The following is a 22,981-nucleotide window of genomic DNA, read 5'->3' on the forward strand; positions in this document are numbered from 1 at the left end:
GCAGAACCGCTGTTCAGGATTGCGGGGATACTGAAGAAGCGGCAGGGCCCACTGTCCGGGGGCGGCAGCTCCAGGAGACGTGGGGGGTCTCCTGCTCGAGCGGAGCCGACGACTTTGGGGAAGTGCAGGGGTGGCGGGGTGAAATCCACTGGGCCCCGGCCATCCAGCGGCCCTAGCATCCACGTCATGCCACGCCCCCAGGGATTCTCGTACGCCGAGCAGTCCGACGGCACCGTAATGATCACGCACCTCGGCCGCCCCGCCGGAACGCTGCGTGGCGCCCGAGCCGACCAGTTCCTCACGGAGGTGAAATCCGGCGATCCCCAGCTGGTCATGGCCCGCTGGACCGGAAACTACAAGCGGGGCAACGAGCGAACGGCCCGCAACCACCCCCGCAACAGCCGCTGACTCAATTGGCGGCAGGGTAAGGGAACGGTAAAGCGGGTCCGCTCGTTCACCGGGCATGACAGCTATGACCCCCGGCTCGAACATCCCTCTCCCCGTCACCCGCGTGACGGTGGACGTCGCCGCCCCGGTGCGGCTCGACGTATCGAGCCTGCTGCTCACCGCCGACGGCAAGGTGCGCTCCGACGACGACTTCATCTTCTACAACCAGCCGACGGGCCCCGGCGTCACCTACCGCTCGGGCGGCGGCACAGCCCCGGACGCGATCACGGTCGACACGACCGCCGTCCCTCCGGGCATCGAGAAGATCGTCGTCACGGCAAGCCCGGACGCGGCGGGCCAGACCTTCCAGGGCATCGAACCCACGGCCACGATCCGCAACGCGGACGACAACTCCGTACTGGCGTCCTTCACTCCGCCCCAGCTGGGCACGGAGACGGCCCTGGTGATCGTGGAGATCTACCTCCGTAACGGCGCATGGAAGGCCCGCGCGGTCGGCCAGGGATACGCGAACGGCCTGGCCGGCATCGCCACGGACTTCGGCGTCACGGTGGAGGAACCGGCACCCGCTCCGGCGGCACAGCCCACGGCCCCGCCCGCACCCCCCGCACCCCCGATGCAGGCCCCCGTGACCCCGCTGGCCCCGCCCCCGGTGGCACCCCCGTCCCCGCCCGCCCCGCCCGCCTCCGGAAAGATCAACCTCGACAAGGGCCGAGTCAGCCTCCAGAAGAACCAGACCGTCTCCCTGGTCAAGGGCGGCCGCCCGCTCCTCTCCCAGGTCAAGATGGGCCTCGGCTGGGAGCCCGCGTTCCGCGGCAAGGACATCGACCTGGACGCCTCGGTCATCGCCTACGGCCCGCAGCGCAACCACATCGACAGCTGCTACTTCGGCAAGCTGTCCATTCTGAACGGCGCGGTCAAGCACTCCGGCGACAACCTCACGGGCGAGGGCGGAGGCGACGACGAGGTGATCGTCGTGGACCTCGGCCGTCTCCCCCAGGAGGTCACCGGCCTGGTCTTCACGGTCAACTCCTTCTCCGGCCAGAAGTTCACCGAGGTGGCGAAGGCCTACTGCCGCCTCCTCGACGCCGCCACCGGCGAGGAACTGGTCCGCTTCGACCTCACCAACGCCGAGGCGCAGACCGGCGTGATGATGGCCAAGCTGGTCCGGCAGTTCTCCGGCGAGTGGGACATGACGGCGATGGGCGACTTCGTCAAGTCCCGTACGGTGCGGGGCATGGTGAAGCCGGCGGCCCAGTCCCTCTGACCCCCGCGGCGACCACGCGGGCCCGGGGGCGCAAGCCCCCAGGGCCCCGCAGCCGCCGACGCGCGGAAGGGGGCGTACCGGTACATCGGATGCCCGTCGCTTACGTTCGCGTCGAGCAACGGCTCCCCTGCCCGGCCGACGTCTGATCCGACGGCGACGGGCGGATGTACCGGCACGCCCCCGACCCACCACCCGGCGGAAAGCGCACCGGCGCTAGGGCCGCAGCCCCTCCGTCAGCAGCGACAAGTACCGGCGGATGTGCTTGCCCTGCCCGTTCGCCAGCTCCGACGCCGTGGAGACCCCGTGGGCCAGCCGTAGGACCTCGATCGGCTCGATATCCGCACGCAGGGTTCCCTCCCGCTGCGCCGCCTCGACCAGCCGCCCCGCCGCGCCCCTCATAAAGGTGCCGCAGGCCGTGAGCGCGACGTTGCTGCCGTCCGTGACGGCCGAGCCCAGCAGGGTCTTCAGACCGCGGACCTGGATCGTGCCGACGCAGACCTCGTTCAGCCACTCCACCAGCGCCTCGCCCGGCGGCAGCTTCTCCGCGAGCTCGTCGGCCCGCCCCGCGAGCGCCTCGATGGCGTCGACGTACACCGCCTCCAGCAGCGCCTGACGCGTCGGAAAGTGCCGGTACAGCGTGCCCGAACCGACGCCCGCGCGCTTGGCGATGTCGTCGAGCGACGCACCTCCCCCATGCTCGGCGAAGGCCTCCGCCGCCACCTTCAGCAATCGCTCATAGTTGCGCCGAGCGTCCGCGCGCATGGGCTTGACCTGCGTCATTCAGATACTCCTTGCGAACCGGGGACCCTCTCCGTATCTTAGCGAGGGTTAAACGGAGACAGTCCCCGCTTATCTCGCGGGCAGTCCGTGCTGCCCGTGTGCACCTTCATCCGGGGACGCCAGACCGGGAGAACGCCGTGTCCACCTCGTCTACCCCGTCCGCACCGTCCACCACCGCCGACGCGCTCTCCGCACCACCCCAACCCGCCAGGCTCGGCGCCGTCCTGTTCGTCGTCGTCACCGCCTATCTGATGGTCGGCGTCGACTCCACCGTCGTCAATGTCGCGCTGCCCGACATCCAGAAAGACCTCGGTTTCAGCCGTACCGGCCTGTCCTGGGTCCTCAACGCCTACACCCTCGCCTTCGGCGGTCTGCTGCTGCTCGGCGGGCGGGTCGGCGACATCATCGGCCGCCGCCGTACGCTCGCCGTCGGCGTCCTGCTCTTCGCCGCCTCCTCCCTGCTCGGCGGCCTCGCCACCGAAAGCGCCTGGCTGCTCGCGGCCCGCGCGCTGCAAGGCGTGGGCGCCGCCCTCACCGCACCCAGCACCCTCGCCCTGATCACCACCAACTTCCCCGAAGGCCCGCGCCGCCACCACGCCCTCGGCATCTACTCCTCCATGGCGGGCATCGGCGCCTCCATCGGCCTGGTCCTCGGCGGCATGCTCACCTCCTGGGCGTCCTGGCGCTGGGCCCTGCTGATCAACGTACCGATCGGCATCGCGGTGGCCGTCGCCCTCCCCCGCTTCGTCACCGAAACCCCGCGCCACGCGGGCCGGTTCGACGCGGCGGGCGCGCTCGCCGGCACGGCCGGGACGACCTCACTCGTGTACGCGTTCATCCGGGTCTCGGAGGAGGGCTGGAGCGACACCCAGTCGCTGCTCGGCTTCAGCACGGCGGCGTCCCTGCTCGTGGGCTTCACCCTGATCGAGTCCCGCGCGGACCAGCCGATCATGCCGCTGCGCCTCTTCGCGAGCCGCAACCGCGCGGGCGGCTACGCGGGCGTCCTGCTCCTGCCCGCGGGCATGTTCGGCGCGTTCTACTTTCTCACCTTGATCAGCCAACGAGTCCTGGACTACAGCCCGTTGCGCGCGGGCTTCGCCTTCCTGCCCATGACCCTGGCGATGTTCACGGTCGTCCGCTTCGTGCCCCGGCTCCTCGCCCGCTTCGGCGCCAAGCCCGTGCTGCTCACCGGCATGGCCCTGCTCGTCGCCGCGGCCGCCTGGCTGTGGCGGCTCGAACCCGGCGACGGCTACCTGACCGGCCTGTTCGGTCCGCTGCTACTGATGGGCCTGGGCGTCGGCCTGAGCTTCATGCCGCTCAACGCCACGATCCTCGCGGGCATCCAACCGCGCGAGGCGGGGGCAGCCTCCGGTCTGCTGCAGACCCTGCAGTGGCTCGGCGGCACGCTGGGCCTCTCCATCCTGGTCACGGTCTTCGGCACGGCGACCCGGCACGCGAAGGGGTCCCCGGCCGAGATCCTCACCGAGGGCTCGGCCCGCGCGTTCGGCGTCGGCTCGCTGATCGCGCTGACCGCTCTGCTGGTGTCGGCGTTCGTGATCACCGGCACCAAACCCAAGACCAGTGCCCAGAGCTAGAACAGCGCGCTGTACGCGTTCAGCGCCGGCTGTCCGCCGAGGTGGGCGTAGAGCACGGTGGAGTCCCGCCCGATCTCGCCCCGCGCCACCAGATCGACCATCCCGGCCATCGACTTCCCCTCGTACACGGGGTCGGTGACCATCCCCTCGGTGCGCGCCGCGAGCCGCATCGCCTCCAGCGTGGCCTCGTCCGGGATCCCGTACGTGCCCGCGTGATACCGCTCGTCCAGCTCGACGTCCGCCTCCGTCAACTCCTTCTGCACGCCGATGAGTCGCCCCGTTCCGTGAGCGATCCGAGCGATCTGCTCACGGGTGCGGGCGGGCGCCGCCGACGCGTCGATACCCAGGACGCGCCGCGGTCGTCCGCCCGCCTCCTCCAGCGCGGCGAACCCGGCGACCATGCCCGCCTGGGTCGACCCGGTCACCGAGCACACCACCACCGTGTCGAAGAAGACGCCCAACTCCCGTTCCTGTTCGGCGACTTCGTAAGCCCACCCGGCGAACCCCAGCCCGCCCAGCGGATGGTCGGAAGCGCCCGCCGGGATGGCGTACGGCTTGCCCCCACCCTCCTCCACCTCCCGCAGCGCCTGCTCCCAGCTCTCCTTGAAGCCGATCCCGAACCCGGCCCGTACGAGCCGCACGTCGGCCCCCGCGAGCCGGCTGATGAGGATGTTCCCGACCTTGTCGTACACGGAGTCGGGCCACTCCACCCAACTCTCCTGCACCAGAACGCACTTGAGCCCGGCACGGGCCGCGCAGGCCGCGACCTGCCGAGTGTGGTTGGACTGCACCCCGCCGATCGAGACGAGCGTGTCGCAGCCCTGCGCGAGCGCGTCGGCGACGAGGTACTCCAGCTTGCGGGTCTTGTTCCCGCCGTACGCGACACCGGAGTTGCAGTCCTCCCGCTTGGCCCACAGGGAGGCACCGCCGAGGTGCTCGGCCAGCCGCTCCAGCGGATGGACGGGCGAGGGCCCGAAGAGCAGCGGGTAACGCTCGTACGAGGAAAGGGACATGGATCCTCCCGGGTCAGTGGGCCTCTTCGTCGGCGAGCTCCTCCAGGCCCCGCCAGATCTCCGCCGTGACGCGGACCGCCTCGTCCACGTCACCGCCCGCGCATGCCTCGATCAGCTGCTCGTGCAGCCCGGCCGAACGGCAGTTGCCGCCCTCACCGAAGCGGCGTCGCTCCAGTCGGCGGATGAGCGGGGTGTAGCGGGCGACGGTGGCGGCGGCCGCGCGATTGCCGCTGACGCGCACCAGTACGTCGTGCAGCTCGTCGTCGGCGCGCAGGGCGGCGTCCACGTCCCCCGCGCGGACCGCGGCCGCGAACCGCTCGTTGGCCGCGCGCATCACGTCCACGTTCGCGTCCCGCAGCCGGGGCACGGCGACCCGCGTCGCCAGCTCGTGCACGGCCCCCACCACGGCCGCCGCGTCGCGTACGTCGGCGGCCACGACCGGGGTCACCCGGGTGTAGCTCTGCGGCTTGCTCTCCAGCAGCCCCTCGTCCACGAGCCGCGCGAACGCTTCCCGTACGGGCGCCCTGGACAGCCCGAGCCGCTCCGCGAGATCGGCGTCCCGCACCACCGCGCCGGGCTCGATCTCCCCGGCCACGATGGCGTCCCGGATCACTTCGTACGCACGGTCCCTGAGCAGGGTCCTGGGCACGGGTCGGATGGCCTCCACGAACTGAAATGTTAGATATCAATACCGCACACGCGCAAGAGTGCGGCCCGCACCGAAGTGCGGGCCGCGGCCGAGCTCAGTCAGACTCCCCAGGGCCAGTCGGCGTCCCGTGCCTGCTCCAGCAGGGGCACCATCCGGAAAGCCGCGTCCGAGAGCCCCCCGAACGTGTGCCTGTTCGCCTTCCCGGACGGGCCGTGGCCCGCCCGGTACCCCGCGAGGTTCCACGTGTAGACCGGTACGTGCGCCGGGACCTGCTCGGTCGGGTCGCCGTAGTGGCTGTACGTGGCCTGCTCGTCGGTGACGATGAGCACCCGGTCGTGCTTCTTGTAGTGGGTGCGCACCGCCTCGCTGGTGTTGGTGCCACCCAGGTCGCCGAAGCGCTCCAGGATCTTCAGCACCGACTCGCCCTTGCGGAACTTCACCCGGTTGCTGCTCGTGCCGAACTCGACGAGATCCGCGTCCGCCGCCCGCAGCGCGAGCGCCGTGCCGAAGATCGCCGCCGCGTCGGCCCGGTTGAGCTCGGAGCGGTCGGACAGCCGCGAGTAGAACATCGAACCGGACCGGTCGACGAGCACGAGGGTCCGGCCGCCCAGCGCGGGCACGTTGGCCAGCGAGTGGCCGAGCGCCTGCTCCAGCGGGTACGACCAGCGCAGCGAGGGTGCGTGCTGGTACGCGGCGAGGTAGCGGAACGGGAACTGCCGCGAGCGCGCGACCTCCGCCGGGTCGCTGATCTTCGCGGCGACCTGAGCCGCCACCTCGTCCGAGACACCCGCCTCGTCGAAGTTCCGCAGATTGCGGACCAGCGCCATCGCACCCATGGACGGGATGACGGCCTCCCAGGCCGCCTTGTCCATCGGGCCCTGCAGCCAGCCAGCCAGCGCCTCCCAGGTCATGCCCGCCTCGGCCAGGCGCTGCGCGCCGTGCGCTCCGGTCACGACCTTGCGCCGCTTGGCGGGCCGCAGCGCCATCAGGTCGCGGTGGGCCACCAGAACGGGCAGCGACTTGGGGACGACGGCCGTGTCCGGGTTGTGGCGCCGGTCCAGCGCGTACTGGAACAGGTCGCCCTGCCACGGCTTGTCGGGGTCCGGCGCCGCGTGCACCAGGTTGAGGATGTCGCCGAAGCGGTAGCCCTTGGACGCGGTGTCGTACTTCAGCAGCGACTTGCCGTTGTAGAGACGTCGTACGGCGTCGGCGATGCCCCGCTTGACGGGCTTGGGCACGTTGCGGCCGTACTGGGAGGTCCAGTAGGCGAGCAGCTCGCCGGGCTCGTCCGGGCGGCGCAGCACGGAGGCGATGACCTGGCGGTTGGCCGGGCCGTCGGTGGCACCCGCGTCAAGGCGTGCCTTCACGTACTCGGCGGCGCCGACCAGCGAGGCCGTCCGCAGGTTGCCCTCGCCGCGCAGCCAGCCCAGCAGGGCGGCCGTCCACGACGGGCCGGCGACGGCGAGCTCGCGCACGAGCGTGGCGAACCGGTCGTCGCGGGCGGCGCCGGACTCGTAGAAGGTCTGCTGCGAAACGAAGTTGGAGATCGCGAGCAGAAAAAGCTCGGAGCGTGCGTCACGCTCACGGCCTCGGCCGCCCTCGTGGGTACGGAGTGTCCGGCCGGTCGACGTCACCCGCGACGTGGGCTGCGCCTTGGCTGCCTTGGTGTTGAACCGCGCCATGGTGAATTCCCCCGAATTCATTGGTTGTTTCGGAGGGAGGCGCAGCAAATGGAGGGTGTCCGAGATCAGGGGTCGGCGACGGACTTAGCCAGATGCTCTACCCAATTGAGCTACACCGACCCGAAGTCGATGACGGGACTTGAACCCGCAACCGTCCGATCCAATGAAGTAACCGTTGCCTGCGCACCGGGCACCCACCATGAGCTGCGCCTCCCGAGATCAGATCGGCGGCGGCGTGGATTCTTTGAGAGAGAAGTAGCCGCTGCCCGCGCACCGGGAGGTGCATGAAGTTGTGGTGTCCAGAGTTCAAGGCCGGCGGAACCGACGTAGGTGCTCTAACCCCTGAGCTACACCGGCGCGTTGTACCGGTGGCGGGACTCGAACCCGCGGCCGCCCCATTATCAGTGGAAGTAGGTCCTGCCTTCGCACCTGGACATGCATCACTTTAGGAGGCGTACCGCGGGTCGAGCCATTGAATTAATCAGCCGCGCTTCTGGCGCTTCCAGGGCCCGGTGATCGCAAGCATGATGCCCGGGTCCTGGATGTTGGCGAAGAGGGTCTTGCCGTCGGGCGAGAACGTGACGCCGGTGAACTCGCTGTACTCCGGCGCCTCCTCGGTGCCGATGTTGAGTTCATTGCGGGCGATCGGGTACGTACGGCCGCTGTCGGTGGCGCCGAAGAGGTGCTGGATGCCCTCGCCGTCCTCGGCGATGACGAGGCCGCCGTAGGGGGAGACGGTGATGTTGTCGGGGCCGTCGAAGGCGCCGTCGACGGACGGGTCGGGGTTCACGCCGAGCAGGACCTTCAGCGTGAGGGTGCGGCGCTTGGGGTCGTAGAACCAGACGGCGCCGTCGTGCTGGACGGGGCTCTCGGTGCGGGCGTACGAGGAGACGATGTACGTGCCGCCGTCGCCCCACCACATGCCTTCGAGCTTGCGGGCGCGGGTGACCTGGCCGTCGGCGAACTGCTTGCGGACGGAGACGGTCTTCGCGTCGCGGTCCGGAACGTCCACCCAGTCCACGCCGTACACCGTGCCGATCTTGGTGGCGCGGGAGAGGTCGTCGACGAACTGGCCGCCGGAGTCGAAGCACTTGAAGGCCTGGAGCGAGCCGGCGTCGTCGGCGAGGGTGCCGAGCTGCCCGTGGCCGTGCTCGAAGCCCTGCGGGGGCGTCCAGCGGTACAGGAGACCGTTGGGGGCCGCGGCGTCCTCGGTGAGGTAGAGGCGGCCGCGCTTGGGGTCGACGACGACGGCCTCGTGGGCGTACCGGCCAAGTGCCTTGATCGGCTTGGGGTTCTGGTTGCGGCGGCGGTCCTCGGGGTCGACCTCGAAGACGTAACCGTGGTCCTTGGTCATGCCGTTGGCGCCGGCCTTGTCCTCGGTCTCCTCGCAGGTGAGCCAGGTGCCCCAAGGAGTGTTGCCGCCGGCGCAGTTGGTGGAGGTGCCCGCGATGCCGACCCACTCGGCGACCTTGTCACCGCGCACCTCGACGACCGTGCAGCCGCCGGACGCGGCCGGGTCGTAGACCAGTCCCTCGGCCAGCGGCACGGGGTGGGGCCAGGCGGCGCGCGGGCCCTTGAGTTCGTGGTTGTTGACCAGGAGGGTGGCGCCGCGCGGCCCCTCGAAGGTGGACGTGCCGTCGTGGTTGGAGGGCGTGAACTCGCCGGACTCCAGCTTGGTCTTGCCGCTGTAGGTGATGACGCGGTACGAGAATCCGGCGGGCAGCGCGAGCAGGCCGTTCGGGTCGGGGACCAACGGGCCGTAGCCGACACCGCCGTGCCGGTCCGCCGATTCCTCGCCCGCGCTCTCGGTGTCGGTGGACGCGAGGGCGTTCGGAGCGGTGGCCAGAGCGCTGACGCTGCCGGCCAGCGCGACACCGGCACCGGTGATCGCGGTTCTCCTGGCGAAGTCCCTGCGGGTGAGCGACATGGGTGTCTCCTGTGACGGTGGAGTGGGACTGTCGTGGGGGGCGGGTGGCAGACCTCGGGTTGCGGCCACACCGTCCCGCCCGCGGCTGAACGGGAGTTGAACAGGGGACGACTTCAGGGGTCCCGCTTCCGTGAATCCGCCAGACCGTCCAAACTCGAACCAATGGGCGTAATAATCTTCATAAAGAAGGTCAACAGGCGCGAATCATCCCGAAACTCGTGATTCATTTCAGAATGCCTTGACTCTGAGGACCGCGGGCCATAGACAGGAAGAGCACACCACCCGAAGGGGAGGCGAGCCCGATGGACGCAAAGCGGGTACGGCGCCTCCACGAAGGCCGGCTCATGAAGCTGGCCAATGTGAGCGGAGTCGGCACCGGGAGGGACGAGCACTCGGGACAGGACGTGATCATCGTCTTCGTCACCCGGAAAGTGCCCCGTGACCGGCTCCTTCAAGAAGACGTGGTTCCGGACGAGCTCGACGGCGTACCGGTGCGCGTGCTCGCGATCGGTGAAGTGAGCGCTCAGGAAGGGAACTTGTGAGCCCCTGAGCGCTGAGTAACCGCGCCGCGGCCCGTAAGGAACCCAGAGCCGAAAACTGAAGAGGTGGTCTGGCGTGAGCCAGCCCGAAATGATGCGAGGACCGACTGGTGGTCAGCTGAGTGACAGCTCCCGCCAGCAAGCAAACGCAGACTTCCTGCGGCCGCAGTCGCCGCTGGCCAACGTCGTCGGCTTCGGCCACGGCGTGAAGTGGATCGGCGGACAGCCCACGGGCGAGGCAGCCGTGCTGGTGTTCGTGACCCAGAAGGTTCCGGAGTCCCAGCTTCCCGAGCGGGACGTGATCCCGCGGGTGATGGACGACGGCACCCCCACCGACGTAGTCGCGGTCGGACATGTCGCCGCGCAGCGTCAGCAGCAGCGCAGGACCTCGGGCCGCTCCGAGGACCGTGCCTCCTACCGGTCCGACGGCAGCGTGGCCGAGCAACTCTCAGGCCTCTCACAGCCGTTGCTGGAAGAGCTCGGCGGCCTGGGACAGTTCGAGCCGCAGCTTCTCAAGCGCCGTATGCGCCCGTCCCCTTCCGGCTTCTCGGTCGGGAACGTACGGGTGACCGCGGGCACGCTGGGCAGCGTGGTCTACGACCTCCTGCCGGGCGCCTCCGTGGACCCGCCGGGGCCCGGCCTCGGCACACCGGCGAAGTTCTACATCCTCTCCAACAACCACGTGCTGGCCGACTCCAACCGGGCACAGCTGGGCAGCGCGATCCTGCAGCCCGGAGTGTTCGACGGCGGCACGGACCCGGCGGACCGCATCGCGACCCTGGACCGGTTCATCACGATCCAGTTCGCACCGCAGATCCCGGTGGAGCGCCACAACAACGTGGTGGACTGCGCGCTCGGCGCGGTGGAGTTCCAGGACGCCACCCGTGAGCAGTACTTCAGCGGTGCGCCGCGCGCCTGGCGGCGCAAGGCCAACGTCGCGGTCGGCGACCTGGTGAAGAAGACCGGTCGTACGACGAACATCAGCTTCGGCCGGATCATCGCGGTCGACGCGACGATCGACGTCAACTACGGCACGGCGGGAACGGCCCGGTTCAAGGACCAGATCCTGACCACGAGCATCTCGGCGGGCGGCGACTCCGGTTCGCTGGTGACCTCGCTCGACAACGTCGCGACCGGCCTGCTCTTCGCGGGGTCCTCGGTCGTCACCGTGGCCAACCACATCGAGAACGTTCGCTCATTGCTGCGGGTGGAAATCGCCGAGCAGCTGGCCTGACGGTCACTCAATACCCGCACAGGAAGAGGGAATCAGCATGACCACGCAGGCCAAGCGGCAGAAGAGCCACGCCGGCTCCGAACACCGCTTCCACAACCCCCAGGGCGCGGAAGTCAAGACGCGGGACGAGGCGTTCGCCTCACAGCAGGACGTCTCCGTCGAGGCCGTCTCCACGTCCGCCAAGCTGGAACTGCACAACGGGGCGGTCACCTTCGCCATCGAGGTGAAGTACAACCCCAACACCTACCCGCACGTCGTGACCGGCGGCCAGATCACCTCCGGCATCTGCGGCGCCCCCTGGGACATCACGGGCGGCTACGTAGGTGAAACGATCCGCCTCGACGCGAAGCGTGCCGGCCAGGGCTCCTGCGCCAACACAATCACCGTCGTCGGCGAGTTCCAGAACCCGCCGGCCTACCGCGGCACCTACGGCTTCAACGGCGCGACGTCGTCGTTCAAGCACACGACGCGGTACCACTGCTGACGCATCAAGCGGTACGACCGCTGACACGTCGAGCCGGCGCATTGACCTGACGCATTGAGCGGCGGGGGCAAACCTTGCCCCCGCCGCAGTGCTGCGCTCTCAACCCCCTTGCTGCGACCGCGCCTTGAACGCCGCCTTGCGGGCCTGCTTGGCGACCTTCTTGTCGGGGTGCAGGCGGCCCATGGCCTCGAGGACGTCCGGTGTGGCCGGGTGGTCGACTCGCCATGCCGTGGCGAAGAAGCCGCTGTGCTGCTGGGCCAGGCCCTCCACGAGGGATTGCAGCTCGGCGGAGTTCCCCTCGGCCGCGAGCTGAGCCGCCACCGTGTCGATGGTGAGCCAGAAGACCATCGCCTCGGACGGCGCGGGCACGTCGGCCGCACCGTGCTCGGACAGCCAGACGCGGGCGAGGCCGCCCAGCTCCGCGTCGTCGAGGACTTCGCGCAGCGCGGGCTCGGTTTCCATGCCGACGAGGGAGAGCGCCTGCTGACAGTGCAGGCGGCGAAGCGGTGCCCCCGCGTCACCACCGCGGGCCGCGGCGAGCAACTCCCGTACGGCGGCGAGGGGTTCACGCCGGGCGAGCCACTGCTCGGTCTCCGCCTGAGCGGCCGCCGGGGGGAACGCGGACGTGCCGTCCAGCAGGGCGTCCGCCCCCTTGTCGGCCAGGTCTCCCACCGCGGGAGCGGACATGCCCGCGTCGAGGAGCCGCGCCCGGATCCCGTACAGACCGAGCGGAGTCAGCCGTACCATCCCGTATCGCGAGACATCCGTGTCGTCGACGGCCGCCGCCGGCTCCTCGGGTTCCTCATCGGGCTCCGCCATCAACGCCTCGTCGACGGGCTGGAAGTCGACGAGTCCGATGGGTGCGAGGAGACGGAACTGGTCGTCGAGCCGCATCATCGCGTCCGAGACCTGTTCCAGGACGTCGTTGGTGGGCTCCCCCATGTCGTCGGGCACGATCATCGACGCGGCGAGGGCGGGCAGCGGCACCGGCGTTCCGCCGGGCCCGTCGTCGCCCACCGTCATCAGATACAGATTGCCGAGCACCCCGTCGAGGAACTCGGCCTCCGCCTCGGGGTCCCAGTCCAGCGAGGAGAAGTCGATCTCGCCGCCGTCGCCCATCGCGCCGACGATGTCGTCGAGGTCGGGCACGCTCGCGTCGGCCAGCACCGTGTCCAGGGCGCCGAGCCACACGCCGAGCACGTCCTGCGGTCCCCCGGAGGTGAGCAGCCCGAGGTCCGCGCCCGCGGCGACGGTGCCCTCCTCGTCCACGATCTCCACGAGCCCGGTGTCGACGGCCACCCGCCAGGCCTCACTGGCGAAGGCGGCCGCGTCGTCGCCGGACAGCCCCAGCTCGAGAGCCGCCTGCGGAAGCTGTTCCTCGACGAGTTCGCCCCCCGCGCCGACGCGCGTGTCCGGACCCGCCCAGCGGGCCAGCCGCGCGGCGCGGGAGAGCAGCGGCGCGGCGAGCGCGTCCCGCGCCAGCTCCGCTTCGGAGTGCAGCCGCACCGGCGGCAGGGGGGAGCTGTCTGACATCGGCTGGGTTCTCCTCCGAACAACCAAGACAAGCGGGATGAGCGTGACAAGAAAGGGCAATTACATCAAGCGGAACAACTATGTAAGCACCGGGCCCCGGCGGCCGTCCCCCGGACATGGGAATCCGGAGGCCGCCCCGGAAACACCGGGCCAACGGCTCAGCCTAGACGGATTTCCACCCATGCCGCCCGGTTCATGTCCCTGACAGGAGCCGTACGCCCCCGAAACCTTGACAACTCCCCTGCCCACACACGAGATTTACGCGCGTAGAAGTACGGCGAGTGCCAGCCTGCCGACTTCTATGCGCCACCGGCCCGCACGCAGGTCGCGTTCCCCCCACTGCTCCACCCTCGTCCCGGCGCTCATGTACGTCCCCGGAGGGATTTCCTTGCCGAGCAAGAGAACCGCGCGCATAGGCGCGCTGACCGTCGCCGCGGTCTGTTCCACGATCTCCGCCGTGGTGTTCACCACACCCGCCCACGCGGACACCATCCACATCCACGACATCCAGGGCACGACCCGGACCTCCCCGCTCGCGGGCCAGAAGGTCACGGACGTGCCGGGCATCGTCACCGGCGTGCGCACCTACGGTTCGTCGAAGGGCTTCTGGTTCCAGGACCCGAACGCGGACGACAACCCGGCCACCAGTGAAGGCGTGTTCGTCTTCACCAGCTCCACCCCGAAGGTCGCCGTCGGCGACTCGGTCACGGTGACGGGCACGGTCTCGGAGTACGTGCCGGGTGGCGCCTCCACCGGCAATCAGGCGCTGACGGAGATCTCCAAGCCGACGGTGACCGTGCTCTCCAGCGGCAACGCCGTCCCGGCCGCGACGGTCGTCGACGCCACGTCCGTACCGGACGACTACACCCCCGCGGGCGACACCGCCGCGAGCGGCTCGATCAACGGCCTGACCCTGGAGCCGACGAAGTACGCCCTGGACTACTACGAGTCCCTCGAGGGCATGAACGTCCAGGTCGCCGACACCCGTGTGGTCACCGCCACCGACCCGTACACCGAGCTGTGGGTCACGGTGAAGCCGCACGAGCACGCCAACCGCCGCGGCGGCTCGGTGTACGGCGCGTACACCTCGCAGAACACCGGACGCCTCCAGATCCAGTCGCTCGGCGCGACCGCGGACTTCCCGGCCGCGAACGTGGGCGACGAGCTGACGGGCACCACCGCGGGCCCGCTCGACTACAACTCGTACGGCGGCTACACGCTCGTCGCCAACCAGCTCGGCACCCTGGAGAAGGGCGGCCTGGAGCGCGAGACCACGCAGAAGCAGTCGCGCGGCGAGCTGGCCGTGGCGACGTACAACGTCGAGAACCTGGACCCGGGCGACGCCTCGTTCGCGGACCACGCGTCCGCGATCGTGAACAACCTGCAGTCGCCCGACATCGTGTCCCTGGAGGAGATCCAGGACAACAACGGCGCGACGGACGACGGTACGGTCGCCGCCGACCAGACGGTGCAGAAGCTGATCGACGCGATCGTGGCCGCGGGCGGCCCGGCGTACGAATGGCGCTCCATCGACCCCGTCAACGACAAGGACGGCGGCGAGCCGGGCGGCAACATCCGTCAGGTGTTCCTCTTCAACCCGGAGCGGGTCTCCTTCACCGACCGCGCGGGCGGCGACTCGACGACCGCCGTGGGCGTCACGAAGGTGAACGGCAAGGCGCAGCTGACCGCGTCCCCCGGCCGTGTCGACCCGGCCAACGCGGCCTGGACGTCCAGCCGCAAGCCGCTCGCGGGCGAGTTCGTCTTCCGCGGCAAGACGGTCTTCGTGATCGCCAACCACCTGAACTCGAAGGGCGGCGACCAGGGGCTGACCGCGCAGTACCAGCCCCCGACGCGCAGCTCGGAGACCCAGCGTCACCTCCAGGCGACCGCGGTGAACTCCTTCGTCAACGAGATCCTCAAGACGCAGAAGAACGCCGACGTCATCACCCTCGGCGACATGAACGACTTCGAGTTCTCGGACACCACCAAGATCCTCGAGGGCGACGGCGAGCTCTATTCGGCGATCAAGTCGCTGCCGAAGAGCGAGCGTTACACGTACGACTACCAGGGCAACCAGCAGGTTCTCGACCAGATCCTGATCAGCCCCTCGATCCGCAAGGGCTGCGGCTTCGAGTACGACAGCGTGCACATCAACTCGGAGTTCTCCGACCAGATCAGCGACCACGACCCGCAGGTGCTGCGGTTCAAGCCGTAGCTCTGTACAGGGAAGAGCCCGGCCCCGTCGTCCGGGGGGCCGGGCTCTTCCCATGCCTGTCTTCCTATGCCTGCGGCTAGGACCTGTCCGGCCGATCACGGCGGACACACGGGGTGTGGCACGCCCATCTGCGGCGTTGTCGTCGGTTGCCGACTCCCCCACGCTCGGCTTCGCTCGCGCGGGGGGACCCCCATCGCGTCGACGCCCTCCTCCGCCTTGCAGCTGCACGCACCACACCCCGCTCACCGGTGCTGGTAAGGCGCCGTCGCTTCCCTCCACCGTGATCGACCGGACAGGTCCTAGGCGCTGAACACGCCGTTCAGCCAGCCCTGCCAGGCGGCTTCGTTCCGCTTGGCGTCCGCGTCGGCCGCGAAGTCGTGGACGCTGATGCCGATCGGGGCGCCCCAGTGGTTGCGCCCGAAGAAGCGGTAGAGCGCGTGGTCGGTGCGCAGCCCGATGAAGTACGGGTTGCGGTAGTCGAGCACGGCGTCCAGGACCTGACCGTCAGGTCCCTGCGCCTGAACCCGGGCGCCCTCGGCGGTGTCGTCCGCGAGGCCGAGCGCCCGCCCGACGGCGGCGAAGGCGTCGGACGCGACCGAGGACCCGGGTCCGTCGAAGGTGGCGAACGCGGCCGGGCGGCCCGCGAAGTGCGTCACGTACTCGCGCAGGGTGTGCAGATAGAAGTCCGTGTGCTTGCTCGCACCGTCGTACTGGTTGTCCCAGTCCTCGACGAAGATGCCGCTGTGCACGTACCGCACCCAGGAGCGGCGGCCGTCGTCGCGCGGCTCGATGGTCTCGTCGATCTGGTTGAGGGTCTGCTGAGAGATCCCCTCGACGTCCTCGACGAGGCTGGTGAGGCGGTGCGGCGGGTCCCAGTTGGTGAGCGTGGAGCCGAAGGGGCCGGTGCCGCCCTGCCGTGGCTCGAACTCCATCGGCCAGAGCCAGCCGCCCGTACCGCTGGTGATCGCCTCCCACACCTCCTCCGGCGTGGCGTCGACCTCGAACTCCCGGGCGATCTCGAATTCCTTGGACATGGTGGTGGCTCCTGAGGTTCAGCCCTGAGCGGGCGGGATCGGGGTCGGAGCCGTGGCCGACTCCGGGGTGACCGTGGGATGGACGGCTTTGACCGTCGGGTGGACCGCGACGACGATCCGGTGCGGGCGACCGCCCTCCCCGTCTGCGTCGTGGTACTTGCGGATCAGTGCGCCGACCCCGGCCGTCAGCTCCTCGATGAACGCGGCGCGGTCGGCGGCGGAGGCGAAGGTCACCTCGCCGTCGAGCGCGTACGTGGCGAGCCGCTTGCGGGCCTTCGTCGCGCCGGTGATCAGCGAGCCGACGTCCCGGACGAGCCGGGCACCGAGCGCGAGCAGCCAGCGGGCGGACAGCTGGTCCCGGAAGCGGTCCGGGTCGGGCTGCACGGCGGCCAGCGCGAGCGGCGAGATCACGTACGACGCGGCGGTCGCGCGCATCAGCCGCTCGGTGACATTGCCCTTGCGGCGCTCGCCCGCCAGCTCGACCAGGCCGTGCCGCTCCAGCGCCTTCAGGTGGTAGTTCACCTTCTGGCGGGGCAGCCCGACCTTGCCGGCCAGCATGGCGGCCGACGCGGGGCCCGCGGCCAGCTCGGCCAGCAGCCGGGCCCTTATCGGGTCCAGTGAGACGGCGGCGGCCTCTGCGTCCTCGATCACGGTCACGTCCAACATGACTCCACCGTCTCACCGAAAACTTTTTTTGTCCAGACGGTTGGAGTTGTCGGACGGTGGGGTCGTCGGACGGCTGGGCTTGTCGGCCAGGGCTCGAGCCCGAGGGCGTACGTGTACCGGCTGAGCATGGGCCCCGCCGCCGTTTACGAGCAGCACCTCGCCCGTGACGTACGACGCGTTGGCCAGGTCGAGGACAGCCGCGGCGACGTCCTCGGGGTGCCCGACGCGGCGCAGCGGAAGACGCTCGGCGACCTCCTCCATCGCTGCTTCGACCCCGTCGACGCCCTCGTACCAGGGGGTGTCGATCATGCCGGGCGCGACCGCGTCGACCCGGATGTCCGGGCCCAGGGTCTTGGCGAGCAGCCTGGTCATGTGGTTCAGGGCGGCCTTGCTGACCGCGTACGGGATGGAACTGCCGCCGGTGGTGACGCCCGCCTGCGAGGAGACGTTGACGACGGCTCCCGCCCCGCTCGCCCGCAGATGCGGGGCGGCGGCGGTGATGGTCTGCCAGACGCCGACCACGTTGCCGTCGAGGATCTGCCGCCACACCTCCGGGCTCGCCGCCGCCAGGTCGGCGTGGTCGATGAAGCGCGTGACGCCGACGCTGTTGACGAGGATGTCGAGCCTCCCGTACGCGTCGACGGCGGCCCGCACGAGTTCCTCGGCCTGCCGTTGGCCGGAGACGTCCGCCTGGACCTAGACCGCGTCGGGCAGCTCGGCGGCGACCGCCTTGCCCGCGTCCGGCGAGTGGGCGGAGTTCACGACGACTCGGATGCCGGCGGCGGCCAGGCGGCGGGCGACGGCGGCGCCGATGCCGGACGAGGAACCGGTGACGAGCGCGACCCGGCGTTCCCTGTTGATCATGGTGATGCTGTTTCCTCTGAGGTCGTGCCGCGCCATGCACGATCACGCCAGACGTCAGAACACCGCACAGAGGCATGGAACACCGGGAAACGGGCCGCGTACGACCTCGGGATTCAGGTCCCGGATCGGGGGACCGGACCTGCCCCACTGGCCCCGCAGGGCGTGCCCGGCCTGCACTCCTGACAGCGGCCGGGTACCTCACCGGCCTGCTCTACCCCTGCGTCCCGCCTTCGTCGAGGCGGGCCAACTGGCCCTGGAACCAGTCGAGTCGGGCCTGCAACAGTGCCGCCTCGGCGACGAGTTCGGACACGCCGAGATCCGCGGGCAGATCCGTGGCACCGCCGGCCGCCGCCCGGACCCGCAGCCCCTCCCCCGCCAGCCGCGCGAAGGAAGCGAGCGACACCGACGTACGCCCGCGGACGCATCCCCCGCACGCGGTGGTCAGGGCGCGCCACCCCGGTCGCCCCCAGCCCGCGTCCGCCAGGGCACCGGCCACCGCACCGCAGGCACACGGCCCGACGGTCGCGGTCCGCACCCGTTGCCGGGCGTAGCGGAAGCCGCGTTCGAAACGGATGTAGGCGCCGAGGACGGAGACTTCGAGGAGGACGGCCGCCCGGTGCTCGGCGGTGCACAGCAGCGCCTCCGCCGCGGCGCGGTCGTGCACGCAGTGGAACCCGCAGTCGCAGTGGCGCCGCGGCGCCCGGTGCCGCCGCCCGTAGACACAGCGCGCCTCGTCCAGTACTCCGTACGGCAACGCGCCACCCAGCGATACACCGGTGAACCCGGCCCGGGTGCCGTCCTGGGACAGCACCGGGTGGGCGATCTTGTATCCGGTCGGCGGCTCCGTCGGTCGTTCCTCGGGGAGCCGCAGCCTCATCGGCCGGCCGAGACCTCTTCAGGCGCGGACGCCTCCAACTCCTCCATTTCCTCCGGGAGTTGGAGTTCGCCTTCCTGATCCTGGACCTTCTCTTCCGCAACTCCGGTGGCGAGTGCCTTGCCGAGCCTCATGACGCCTCCCGCGATCCACCGACGACTTCCGTCCTCGCCATGGTGACCCATGAGGGGCCGAGTTGGCACCAGGGCCTCACCGAGGGCCGAGGCCCGTACCTGGCCCACGCCTGGCCTGTTTCTGACCGCGCCCAGCCCCACACCTTGTAGCATTCCTTGCTCATATCTCGTAGAAGAATTAAGTGGAGCTTCACTGTCGTGATGCCGAAACTATCGGCATGACGACACCGGACACCGCCACTGCCCCCTTCGGCCGCGCCCTCTGCGCGATGATCACGCCCTTCACCGAGGCGGGCACGCTCGACCTCGACGGTGCGCAGCGGCTCGCCGAGCGGCTGGTCTCCGAGGGCTGCGACGGGCTGGTCCTCTCCGGCACTACCGGCGAATCCCCGACCACGTCGGACGCGGAGAAGGCCGCGCTGGTGCGGGCGGTGCGGGAGGCGGTCGGCGCACGGGCGTCGATCGTGGCGGGCGTCGGCACCGCCGACACGCGGCACACCGTGGAGCTGGCACTGGAGGCCGAGAAGGCGGGCGCGGACGGGCTGCTGGTGGTCGCGCCGTACTACAGCAGGCCGCCGCAGGACGCCGTCGAGGCGTACTTCCGTGAGATCGCGGACGCCTCCGGACTGCCCCTGGCGCTGTACGACATCCCGGGACGCACGGGCACCCGCATCGAGCCGGACACGATGATCCGGCTCGCGGAGCATCCGAGGATCGTCGCGGTCAAGGACTGCGCGTACGACCTCCTGGGCACCCAGAAGGTGCTGGCCCGCACGGAGTTGGCGTACTACGCGGGCTGCGACGAGTACGTCCTCGCGCTGTACGCCATCGGCGCGAGCGGCTACATCAGCACCGTCTCGAACGTGGCGCCCCGTCAGTTCCGGGCGATCCTGGACGCGTTCGACATGGGGGACACGGCCGGGGCGGCACGCCTCCAGCGACGAGCCGTTCCGCTCGTCGAGTTGATGATGTCGGCCGGCCTGCCCGGCACGGTCACGGCGAAGGCGGTGCTGGGCGCCCTGGGGCTGCCCGCGGGTCCGGTCCGGTCGCCGCTGCGGCCCGCCGACCGTGGGACGGTCGACGGGCTGCTGGCGGCGTACGAGGAGTTGGTCAGCGGGAGCTGAACAGGGGCTCCCAGCGTCCGGCGGTGTTGTCCTTGGGCGTGCGGAAGTCGCTGAGCGGCACGATCTTGTCGCTGCCGACGGTGACGAGGACGAGCTGCTGCTTGAACTCGTTCGTGCCCGGGATGATGCCCCAGGCGATGAGGCGCTTGCTGTCGGCCCAGGCGAGCAGCTGCTGACCGGGCACCTTGGTGATGCGCTTGCCCGTCACCGGATCGATGATCGCGGAGGCGATCTCCTTGCCCTTGCCGGCGAAATCTCCCGCCGCCAGCTTCCCGTCGGGCGAGAGGCCGGCCTCCACCCAGCCGAGGTACTTCTCGTCGGCGGGCATGGACACCTTCTCGCCCTGGAGGTCGTGGTAGATGCGGCCGGGCGCCATGGCAATATGCTCGTAGAGCAGCTTGCCGTCGTGGTTGAACGCGAAGTCCACGCGCGAGTTGGGCGACCAGCCCATCTCGTCCTTCCAGTACGGCGCCTTGTGCCAGACCCCCTTCCCGGAGGCCACATCGATGAGGCTGAACCCGGTGCGGCTGGGCACGGACTGCGGCTCGACGGTGTCGTTGACCGGGATCCTCTTGCTCCAGTAGAGCCGGTCCGGGTTCTTGGCGTACGTCGTCGCGACGAGCTTGCTGCCGTCGGGCGAGAAGTGGACGCCCGCCACACCCTGCTCGACCGGGATCCAGCGGTCCACCTTGCCGGTCATCAGGTTGAGCAACCCGACGCGTTTCGCGGGCAGTTCACGCTCCAGGACGGCCGCGGTGACCATGCCCGGGGCGACGTCCACGAAGGACCAGCGGGGGTCCTTCACGTACTTGGCGGTCTTCTGGTCGAGCAGACTGTACGTCCGCGTGATGATCTTGTCCTTGTTCGGCTGCTTCACCTGCTTGCTGGTGCTGAACCCGGCGAGCGCGGTGTCCCCCGCCGCGATCAGGTCGCTCGGCGGCGACTGGTCGGGGTGGGCGATGATGTCGCTCCGGTTCAGCTGACTGGCCGGGCGGACGTCGTCCCCGCCGGTGTCGAGCAGCGGCACGGCCACGGCTACCGCGACGGCGGCCGCGGTGGCCACCGCGGCGCCCGCGATGGTCCGGGTCCTGCGGCGCCTGCGGACGGCGAGCACCCGGTCGGCGAAGCCGAGCGGGGCGGGCGCGCTGTCGGCGGCCTGCTCGCGGAACGCGTCACGCACCAGTTCTTCGACGTTCACGGACGCACCTCCACGGGCGAGAAGTCACGGGACGGCGGCTGTTCGGCGTCGCCCGCGCCGAGCACGGCCAGTTCGGGGGCGAGCGTCCGCAGCCGGGCGAGCGAGCGGTGCGTCGTGGACCGCACGGTCCCGACGGAGCAGCCGAGGAGCCGGGCCACGTCGGCCTCGGGCAGATCCTCGAAGTAACGCAGCACCAGTACGGTGCGCTGACGCGCCGTCAGCCGTGTCAGCGCCCCGCGCATCACGACGCGCAGCTCGGCGGCGGACACGGTGTCCGTTCCGGGCGACGCCTCGGGCGGCTCGGCGACGCTCAGTTCCCGTCTCGGCCACTTCAGCCGCCAGCGGCTCACCTGCTGCCGGTACAGAATCCGCCGTACGTACGCCTCGGGCTCCTCGATCCGGTGCCACCGTCCCGCGGCCTTGATCAGGGCGTTCTGCAACAGGTCCTCCCCGGCGTGCCGGTCCCCGCCGCTGAGCAGCACAGCCGTCTTCAGCAGCGCGGACGAACGATTCGCCACGAACTCCCGGAAGCTCTCCTGCGCTTCGGCATCCATCGTCACCTTCTCTTCCCCGACGGCCCCTGTGGTCCGCCCCTGTGCTCCTTGTGACGCGTACGCCCGCCCGTCGCTATGTCCCGCGACCGGAACTATTTTCCTCGGGCTTCCTCGCCCCCCCCAGGACGAGCGCACCCCGACGGCGCCCTCACGACTCCCAGGTCGACGTCGGGCTCGGTCATCCCACGACCTCGGCGCCCGGGGCAAGCTGCAGACCTGCCGCGGCGAGGAAAGCAGCGAGTTCGATGCTCCCGGCGTCGGTTCCGTCGTCCCATTCGGCCACGAGCACGGACTCGCCCTCGTACCAGGTGTCGGGGTCGCTGCCCGGATGCCGCTCGACGCTGCCGACGCCATGCCGATAACGCAGGTACAGGTACTGGCCGCCCCTCGTCCACGCGTCCCACTGGGACGGACAGGCCGAGCTGGTCCGCACCACGCGGGCGAGCATCAGATCCACACGTTCCCCCAAGCGCCCTCAACTGCCCGCCCGGCCTGCCCGCCAAGCCGCGGCCAGTCTGTCAGCAGGCGCGGGGCGGTGCGCTTCCCGCGTTCGCGAACGGCATCATGGGTGCGGTGGAGTCAACACTGCCGCTGCTGTTCCTCGACGTCGACGGCCCCCTCAACCCGTACGCGGCCCAGCCGCAGCGTCGGCCCGAGGGGTATACGACGATCCGGGTGGCCCTGACACCCGGCAGGCCCCTGCGCGTCTGGCTCCACCCCGACCACGGCCGACGGCTGCTCGACCTCGGGTACGAACTGTGCTGGGCGACCACCTGGATGGATGCCGCGAACCGGTGGATCGCCCCGGTCATCGGCCTGCCCGAGCTGCCGTACGTCGACTTCGCGGGCGGCCTGTTCGCCGAGCGGCCCGACGGGGTGCACTGGAAGACGGAGGCGATCGTGGCGTACGCGGCGGGCCGTCCCTTCGCCTGGGTGGACGACGAGCAGAGCCCGGCCGACGACGCGTATGTGGCCGCGCGCCATCCCACGCCCGCGCTGCTGCACTACGTCAGTCCCCGACTGGGCCTGCGCGAGAACGACTTCACGGCGCTGGCGGAGTTCGCGTCGGCACTGGACACCCGCGCATAGCCGAGCGCCCTCCCGCGGTTGGCGGAAGGGCGCTCGGCTGTGGGCGCGCCCCTCGGGGGCGCGGGGCTGTGACATGTGCGGCTCCGCCGCGTGGGCGCGACCGGCCACAGACAACGCGCAG

Annotated in this window: 22 protein-coding genes and 1 pseudogene; 9 read left to right on the forward strand and 14 right to left on the reverse strand. The window is 70.2% G+C overall.

What is annotated here, in order from left to right:
• Positions 1-186 precede the first annotated feature (186 nt).
• Both ACZ4WS_RS28635 and ACZ4WS_RS28640 read left to right on the forward strand, forming a co-directional pair.
• Positions 187-408, forward strand: a complete 222-nt coding sequence (locus tag ACZ4WS_RS28635) for a hypothetical protein (protein ID WP_467984804.1) — start codon at positions 187-189, stop codon at positions 406-408.
• Between the two features lie 64 nt (positions 409-472).
• Positions 473-1,672, forward strand: coding sequence for a TerD family protein (locus ACZ4WS_RS28640; protein WP_467984998.1), 1,200 nt, complete (start codon positions 473-475; stop codon positions 1,670-1,672).
• Between the two features lie 213 nt (positions 1,673-1,885).
• Here the strand turns inward: ACZ4WS_RS28640 and ACZ4WS_RS28645 are convergent, their stop codons facing one another.
• A complete protein-coding gene (locus ACZ4WS_RS28645; RefSeq protein WP_467984806.1) occupies positions 1,886-2,452 on the reverse strand; it encodes a TetR/AcrR family transcriptional regulator in 567 nt (188 codons plus the stop codon).
• A gap of 137 nt (positions 2,453-2,589) precedes the next feature.
• Between ACZ4WS_RS28645 and ACZ4WS_RS28650 the strand changes: the two genes are divergently transcribed.
• Positions 2,590-4,047 carry an MFS transporter gene (locus ACZ4WS_RS28650; protein ID WP_467984808.1) on the forward strand — a complete coding sequence of 486 codons (1,458 nt, stop codon included), beginning with the start codon at positions 2,590-2,592 and terminating at the stop codon, positions 4,045-4,047.
• On the opposite strand, the gene ACZ4WS_RS28655 is transcribed toward ACZ4WS_RS28650, so the two are convergent.
• The 4 genes from ACZ4WS_RS28655 to ACZ4WS_RS28670 form a co-directional block, all read right to left on the reverse strand.
• Entirely contained in the window at positions 4,044-5,060 is a 1,017-nt protein-coding gene (locus tag ACZ4WS_RS28655) for a 1-aminocyclopropane-1-carboxylate deaminase (protein WP_467984810.1), read from the reverse strand. The genes ACZ4WS_RS28650 and ACZ4WS_RS28655 overlap by 4 nt on opposite strands.
• A 13-nt stretch (positions 5,061-5,073) precedes the next feature.
• Positions 5,074-5,727: a GntR family transcriptional regulator gene (locus ACZ4WS_RS28660; RefSeq protein WP_467984812.1), complete on the reverse strand. Its 654-nt coding sequence runs from the start codon at positions 5,725-5,727 to the stop codon at positions 5,074-5,076.
• 80 nt (positions 5,728-5,807) lie between these two features.
• Complete coding sequence (locus ACZ4WS_RS28665) at positions 5,808-7,391, reverse strand: TROVE domain-containing protein (RefSeq protein ID WP_467984814.1); 1,584 nt, start codon at positions 7,389-7,391, stop codon at positions 5,808-5,810.
• Positions 7,392-7,872: 481 nt separating this feature from the next.
• Positions 7,873-9,318, reverse strand: coding sequence for an alkaline phosphatase PhoX (locus ACZ4WS_RS28670; protein WP_467984816.1), 1,446 nt, complete (start codon positions 9,316-9,318; stop codon positions 7,873-7,875).
• Between the two features lie 302 nt (positions 9,319-9,620).
• Between ACZ4WS_RS28670 and ACZ4WS_RS28675 the strand changes: the two genes are divergently transcribed.
• The 3 genes from ACZ4WS_RS28675 (at position 9,621) to ACZ4WS_RS28685 (ending at position 11,575) form a co-directional block, all read left to right on the forward strand.
• Entirely contained in the window at positions 9,621-9,860 is a 240-nt protein-coding gene (locus ACZ4WS_RS28675) for a hypothetical protein (RefSeq protein WP_467984818.1), read from the forward strand.
• A gap of 73 nt (positions 9,861-9,933) precedes the next feature.
• Entirely contained in the window at positions 9,934-11,091 is a 1,158-nt protein-coding gene (locus tag ACZ4WS_RS28680) for a chymotrypsin family serine protease (RefSeq protein WP_467984820.1), read from the forward strand.
• A gap of 37 nt (positions 11,092-11,128) precedes the next feature.
• Positions 11,129-11,575, forward strand: coding sequence for a hypothetical protein (locus ACZ4WS_RS28685; RefSeq protein ID WP_467984822.1), 447 nt, complete (start codon positions 11,129-11,131; stop codon positions 11,573-11,575).
• Positions 11,576-11,674: 99 nt separating this feature from the next.
• Here ACZ4WS_RS28685 and ACZ4WS_RS28690 read toward each other — a convergent pair whose 3' ends face one another.
• Positions 11,675-13,108 (reverse strand): hypothetical protein, encoded by a 1,434-nt coding sequence (locus ACZ4WS_RS28690; RefSeq protein ID WP_467984824.1) that lies wholly within the window; start codon positions 13,106-13,108, stop codon positions 11,675-11,677.
• A gap of 388 nt (positions 13,109-13,496) precedes the next feature.
• Here ACZ4WS_RS28690 and ACZ4WS_RS28695 point away from each other — a divergent pair, with 388 nt between their 5' ends.
• Positions 13,497-15,323: an endonuclease/exonuclease/phosphatase family protein gene (locus ACZ4WS_RS28695; protein ID WP_467984826.1), complete on the forward strand. Its 1,827-nt coding sequence runs from the start codon at positions 13,497-13,499 to the stop codon at positions 15,321-15,323.
• Between the two features lie 299 nt (positions 15,324-15,622).
• Here ACZ4WS_RS28695 and ACZ4WS_RS28700 read toward each other — a convergent pair whose 3' ends face one another.
• The 5 genes and pseudogenes from ACZ4WS_RS28700 to ACZ4WS_RS28720 all read right to left on the reverse strand — a co-directional run bounded on the left by ACZ4WS_RS28700 (position 15,623) and on the right by ACZ4WS_RS28720 (position 18,895).
• On the reverse strand, positions 15,623-16,357 hold the full coding sequence (locus tag ACZ4WS_RS28700; protein ID WP_467984828.1) for an SRPBCC family protein: 735 nt from the start codon (positions 16,355-16,357) through the stop codon (positions 15,623-15,625).
• A gap of 18 nt (positions 16,358-16,375) precedes the next feature.
• A complete protein-coding gene (locus tag ACZ4WS_RS28705) occupies positions 16,376-17,023 on the reverse strand; it encodes an ArsR/SmtB family transcription factor (protein ID WP_467984830.1) in 648 nt (215 codons plus the stop codon).
• 12 nt (positions 17,024-17,035) lie between these two features.
• Positions 17,036-17,923 (reverse strand): annotated as a pseudogene (locus tag ACZ4WS_RS28710) (SDR family NAD(P)-dependent oxidoreductase).
• A 175-nt stretch (positions 17,924-18,098) separates the two neighbouring features.
• On the reverse strand, positions 18,099-18,764 hold the full coding sequence (locus ACZ4WS_RS28715; protein ID WP_467984831.1) for a hypothetical protein: 666 nt from the start codon (positions 18,762-18,764) through the stop codon (positions 18,099-18,101).
• Positions 18,761-18,895: a hypothetical protein gene (locus tag ACZ4WS_RS28720; protein WP_467984833.1), complete on the reverse strand. Its 135-nt coding sequence runs from the start codon at positions 18,893-18,895 to the stop codon at positions 18,761-18,763. Before ACZ4WS_RS28720 ends, ACZ4WS_RS28715 begins: the two co-directional genes overlap by 4 nt.
• Before the next feature lie 218 nt (positions 18,896-19,113).
• On the opposite strand from ACZ4WS_RS28720, the gene dapA reads away from it, so the two are divergent.
• Positions 19,114-20,019: a 4-hydroxy-tetrahydrodipicolinate synthase gene (dapA, locus tag ACZ4WS_RS28725; protein ID WP_467984835.1), complete on the forward strand. Its 906-nt coding sequence runs from the start codon at positions 19,114-19,116 to the stop codon at positions 20,017-20,019.
• On the opposite strand, the gene ACZ4WS_RS28730 is transcribed toward dapA, so the two are convergent.
• From ACZ4WS_RS28730 to ACZ4WS_RS28740, 3 genes are all read right to left on the reverse strand, one after another.
• The gene (locus tag ACZ4WS_RS28730; RefSeq protein WP_467984837.1) at positions 20,006-21,217 is read right to left on the reverse strand and encodes a WD40 repeat domain-containing protein; all 1,212 of its coding nucleotides are present in this window, start codon (positions 21,215-21,217) and stop codon (positions 20,006-20,008) included. The two genes, dapA and ACZ4WS_RS28730, sit on opposite strands and share 14 nt — an antisense overlap.
• The gene (locus tag ACZ4WS_RS28735) at positions 21,214-21,771 is read right to left on the reverse strand and encodes a SigE family RNA polymerase sigma factor (RefSeq protein WP_467984839.1); all 558 of its coding nucleotides are present in this window, start codon (positions 21,769-21,771) and stop codon (positions 21,214-21,216) included. The genes ACZ4WS_RS28730 and ACZ4WS_RS28735 overlap by 4 nt, the downstream gene beginning before the upstream one ends.
• Positions 21,772-21,949: 178 nt before the next feature.
• A complete protein-coding gene (locus ACZ4WS_RS28740; RefSeq protein WP_467984841.1) occupies positions 21,950-22,240 on the reverse strand; it encodes a hypothetical protein in 291 nt (96 codons plus the stop codon).
• A gap of 104 nt (positions 22,241-22,344) precedes the next feature.
• Here ACZ4WS_RS28740 and ACZ4WS_RS28745 point away from each other — a divergent pair, with 104 nt between their 5' ends.
• Complete coding sequence (locus ACZ4WS_RS28745; protein ID WP_467984843.1) at positions 22,345-22,860, forward strand: hypothetical protein; 516 nt, start codon at positions 22,345-22,347, stop codon at positions 22,858-22,860.
• Positions 22,861-22,981 lie beyond the last annotated feature (121 nt).

It is taken from the genome of Streptomyces sp. NPDC029292, assembly GCF_055569295.1.

What these genes read in the sequence shown, in the direction of transcription:
- ACZ4WS_RS28665 (WP_467984814.1), bottom strand. Translation starts at nt 7,391, where the DNA reads ATGGCGCGGTTCAACACCAAGGCAGCCAAGGCGCAGCCCACGTCGCGG.
- ACZ4WS_RS28670 (WP_467984816.1), bottom strand. Translation starts at nt 9,318, where the DNA reads ATGTCGCTCACCCGCAGGGACTTCGCCAGGAGAACCGCGATCACCGGT.
- dapA (WP_467984835.1), top strand. Translation starts at nt 19,114, where the DNA reads ATGACGACACCGGACACCGCCACTGCCCCCTTCGGCCGCGCCCTCTGC.
- ACZ4WS_RS28640 (WP_467984998.1), top strand. Translation starts at nt 473, where the DNA reads ATGACCCCCGGCTCGAACATCCCTCTCCCCGTCACCCGCGTGACGGTG.
- ACZ4WS_RS28705 (WP_467984830.1), bottom strand. Translation starts at nt 17,023, where the DNA reads ATGTTGGACGTGACCGTGATCGAGGACGCAGAGGCCGCCGCCGTCTCA.
- ACZ4WS_RS28690 (WP_467984824.1), bottom strand. Translation starts at nt 13,108, where the DNA reads ATGTCAGACAGCTCCCCCCTGCCGCCGGTGCGGCTGCACTCCGAAGCG.
- ACZ4WS_RS28700 (WP_467984828.1), bottom strand. Translation starts at nt 16,357, where the DNA reads ATGTCCAAGGAATTCGAGATCGCCCGGGAGTTCGAGGTCGACGCCACG.
- ACZ4WS_RS28685 (WP_467984822.1), top strand. Translation starts at nt 11,129, where the DNA reads ATGACCACGCAGGCCAAGCGGCAGAAGAGCCACGCCGGCTCCGAACAC.
- ACZ4WS_RS28720 (WP_467984833.1), bottom strand. Translation starts at nt 18,895, where the DNA reads ATGAGGCTCGGCAAGGCACTCGCCACCGGAGTTGCGGAAGAGAAGGTC.
- ACZ4WS_RS28645 (WP_467984806.1), bottom strand. Translation starts at nt 2,452, where the DNA reads ATGACGCAGGTCAAGCCCATGCGCGCGGACGCTCGGCGCAACTATGAG.
- ACZ4WS_RS28675 (WP_467984818.1), top strand. Translation starts at nt 9,621, where the DNA reads ATGGACGCAAAGCGGGTACGGCGCCTCCACGAAGGCCGGCTCATGAAG.
- ACZ4WS_RS28715 (WP_467984831.1), bottom strand. Translation starts at nt 18,764, where the DNA reads ATGAGGCTGCGGCTCCCCGAGGAACGACCGACGGAGCCGCCGACCGGA.
- ACZ4WS_RS28735 (WP_467984839.1), bottom strand. Translation starts at nt 21,771, where the DNA reads ATGGATGCCGAAGCGCAGGAGAGCTTCCGGGAGTTCGTGGCGAATCGT.
- ACZ4WS_RS28635 (WP_467984804.1), top strand. Translation starts at nt 187, where the DNA reads ATGCCACGCCCCCAGGGATTCTCGTACGCCGAGCAGTCCGACGGCACC.
- ACZ4WS_RS28655 (WP_467984810.1), bottom strand. Translation starts at nt 5,060, where the DNA reads ATGTCCCTTTCCTCGTACGAGCGTTACCCGCTGCTCTTCGGGCCCTCG.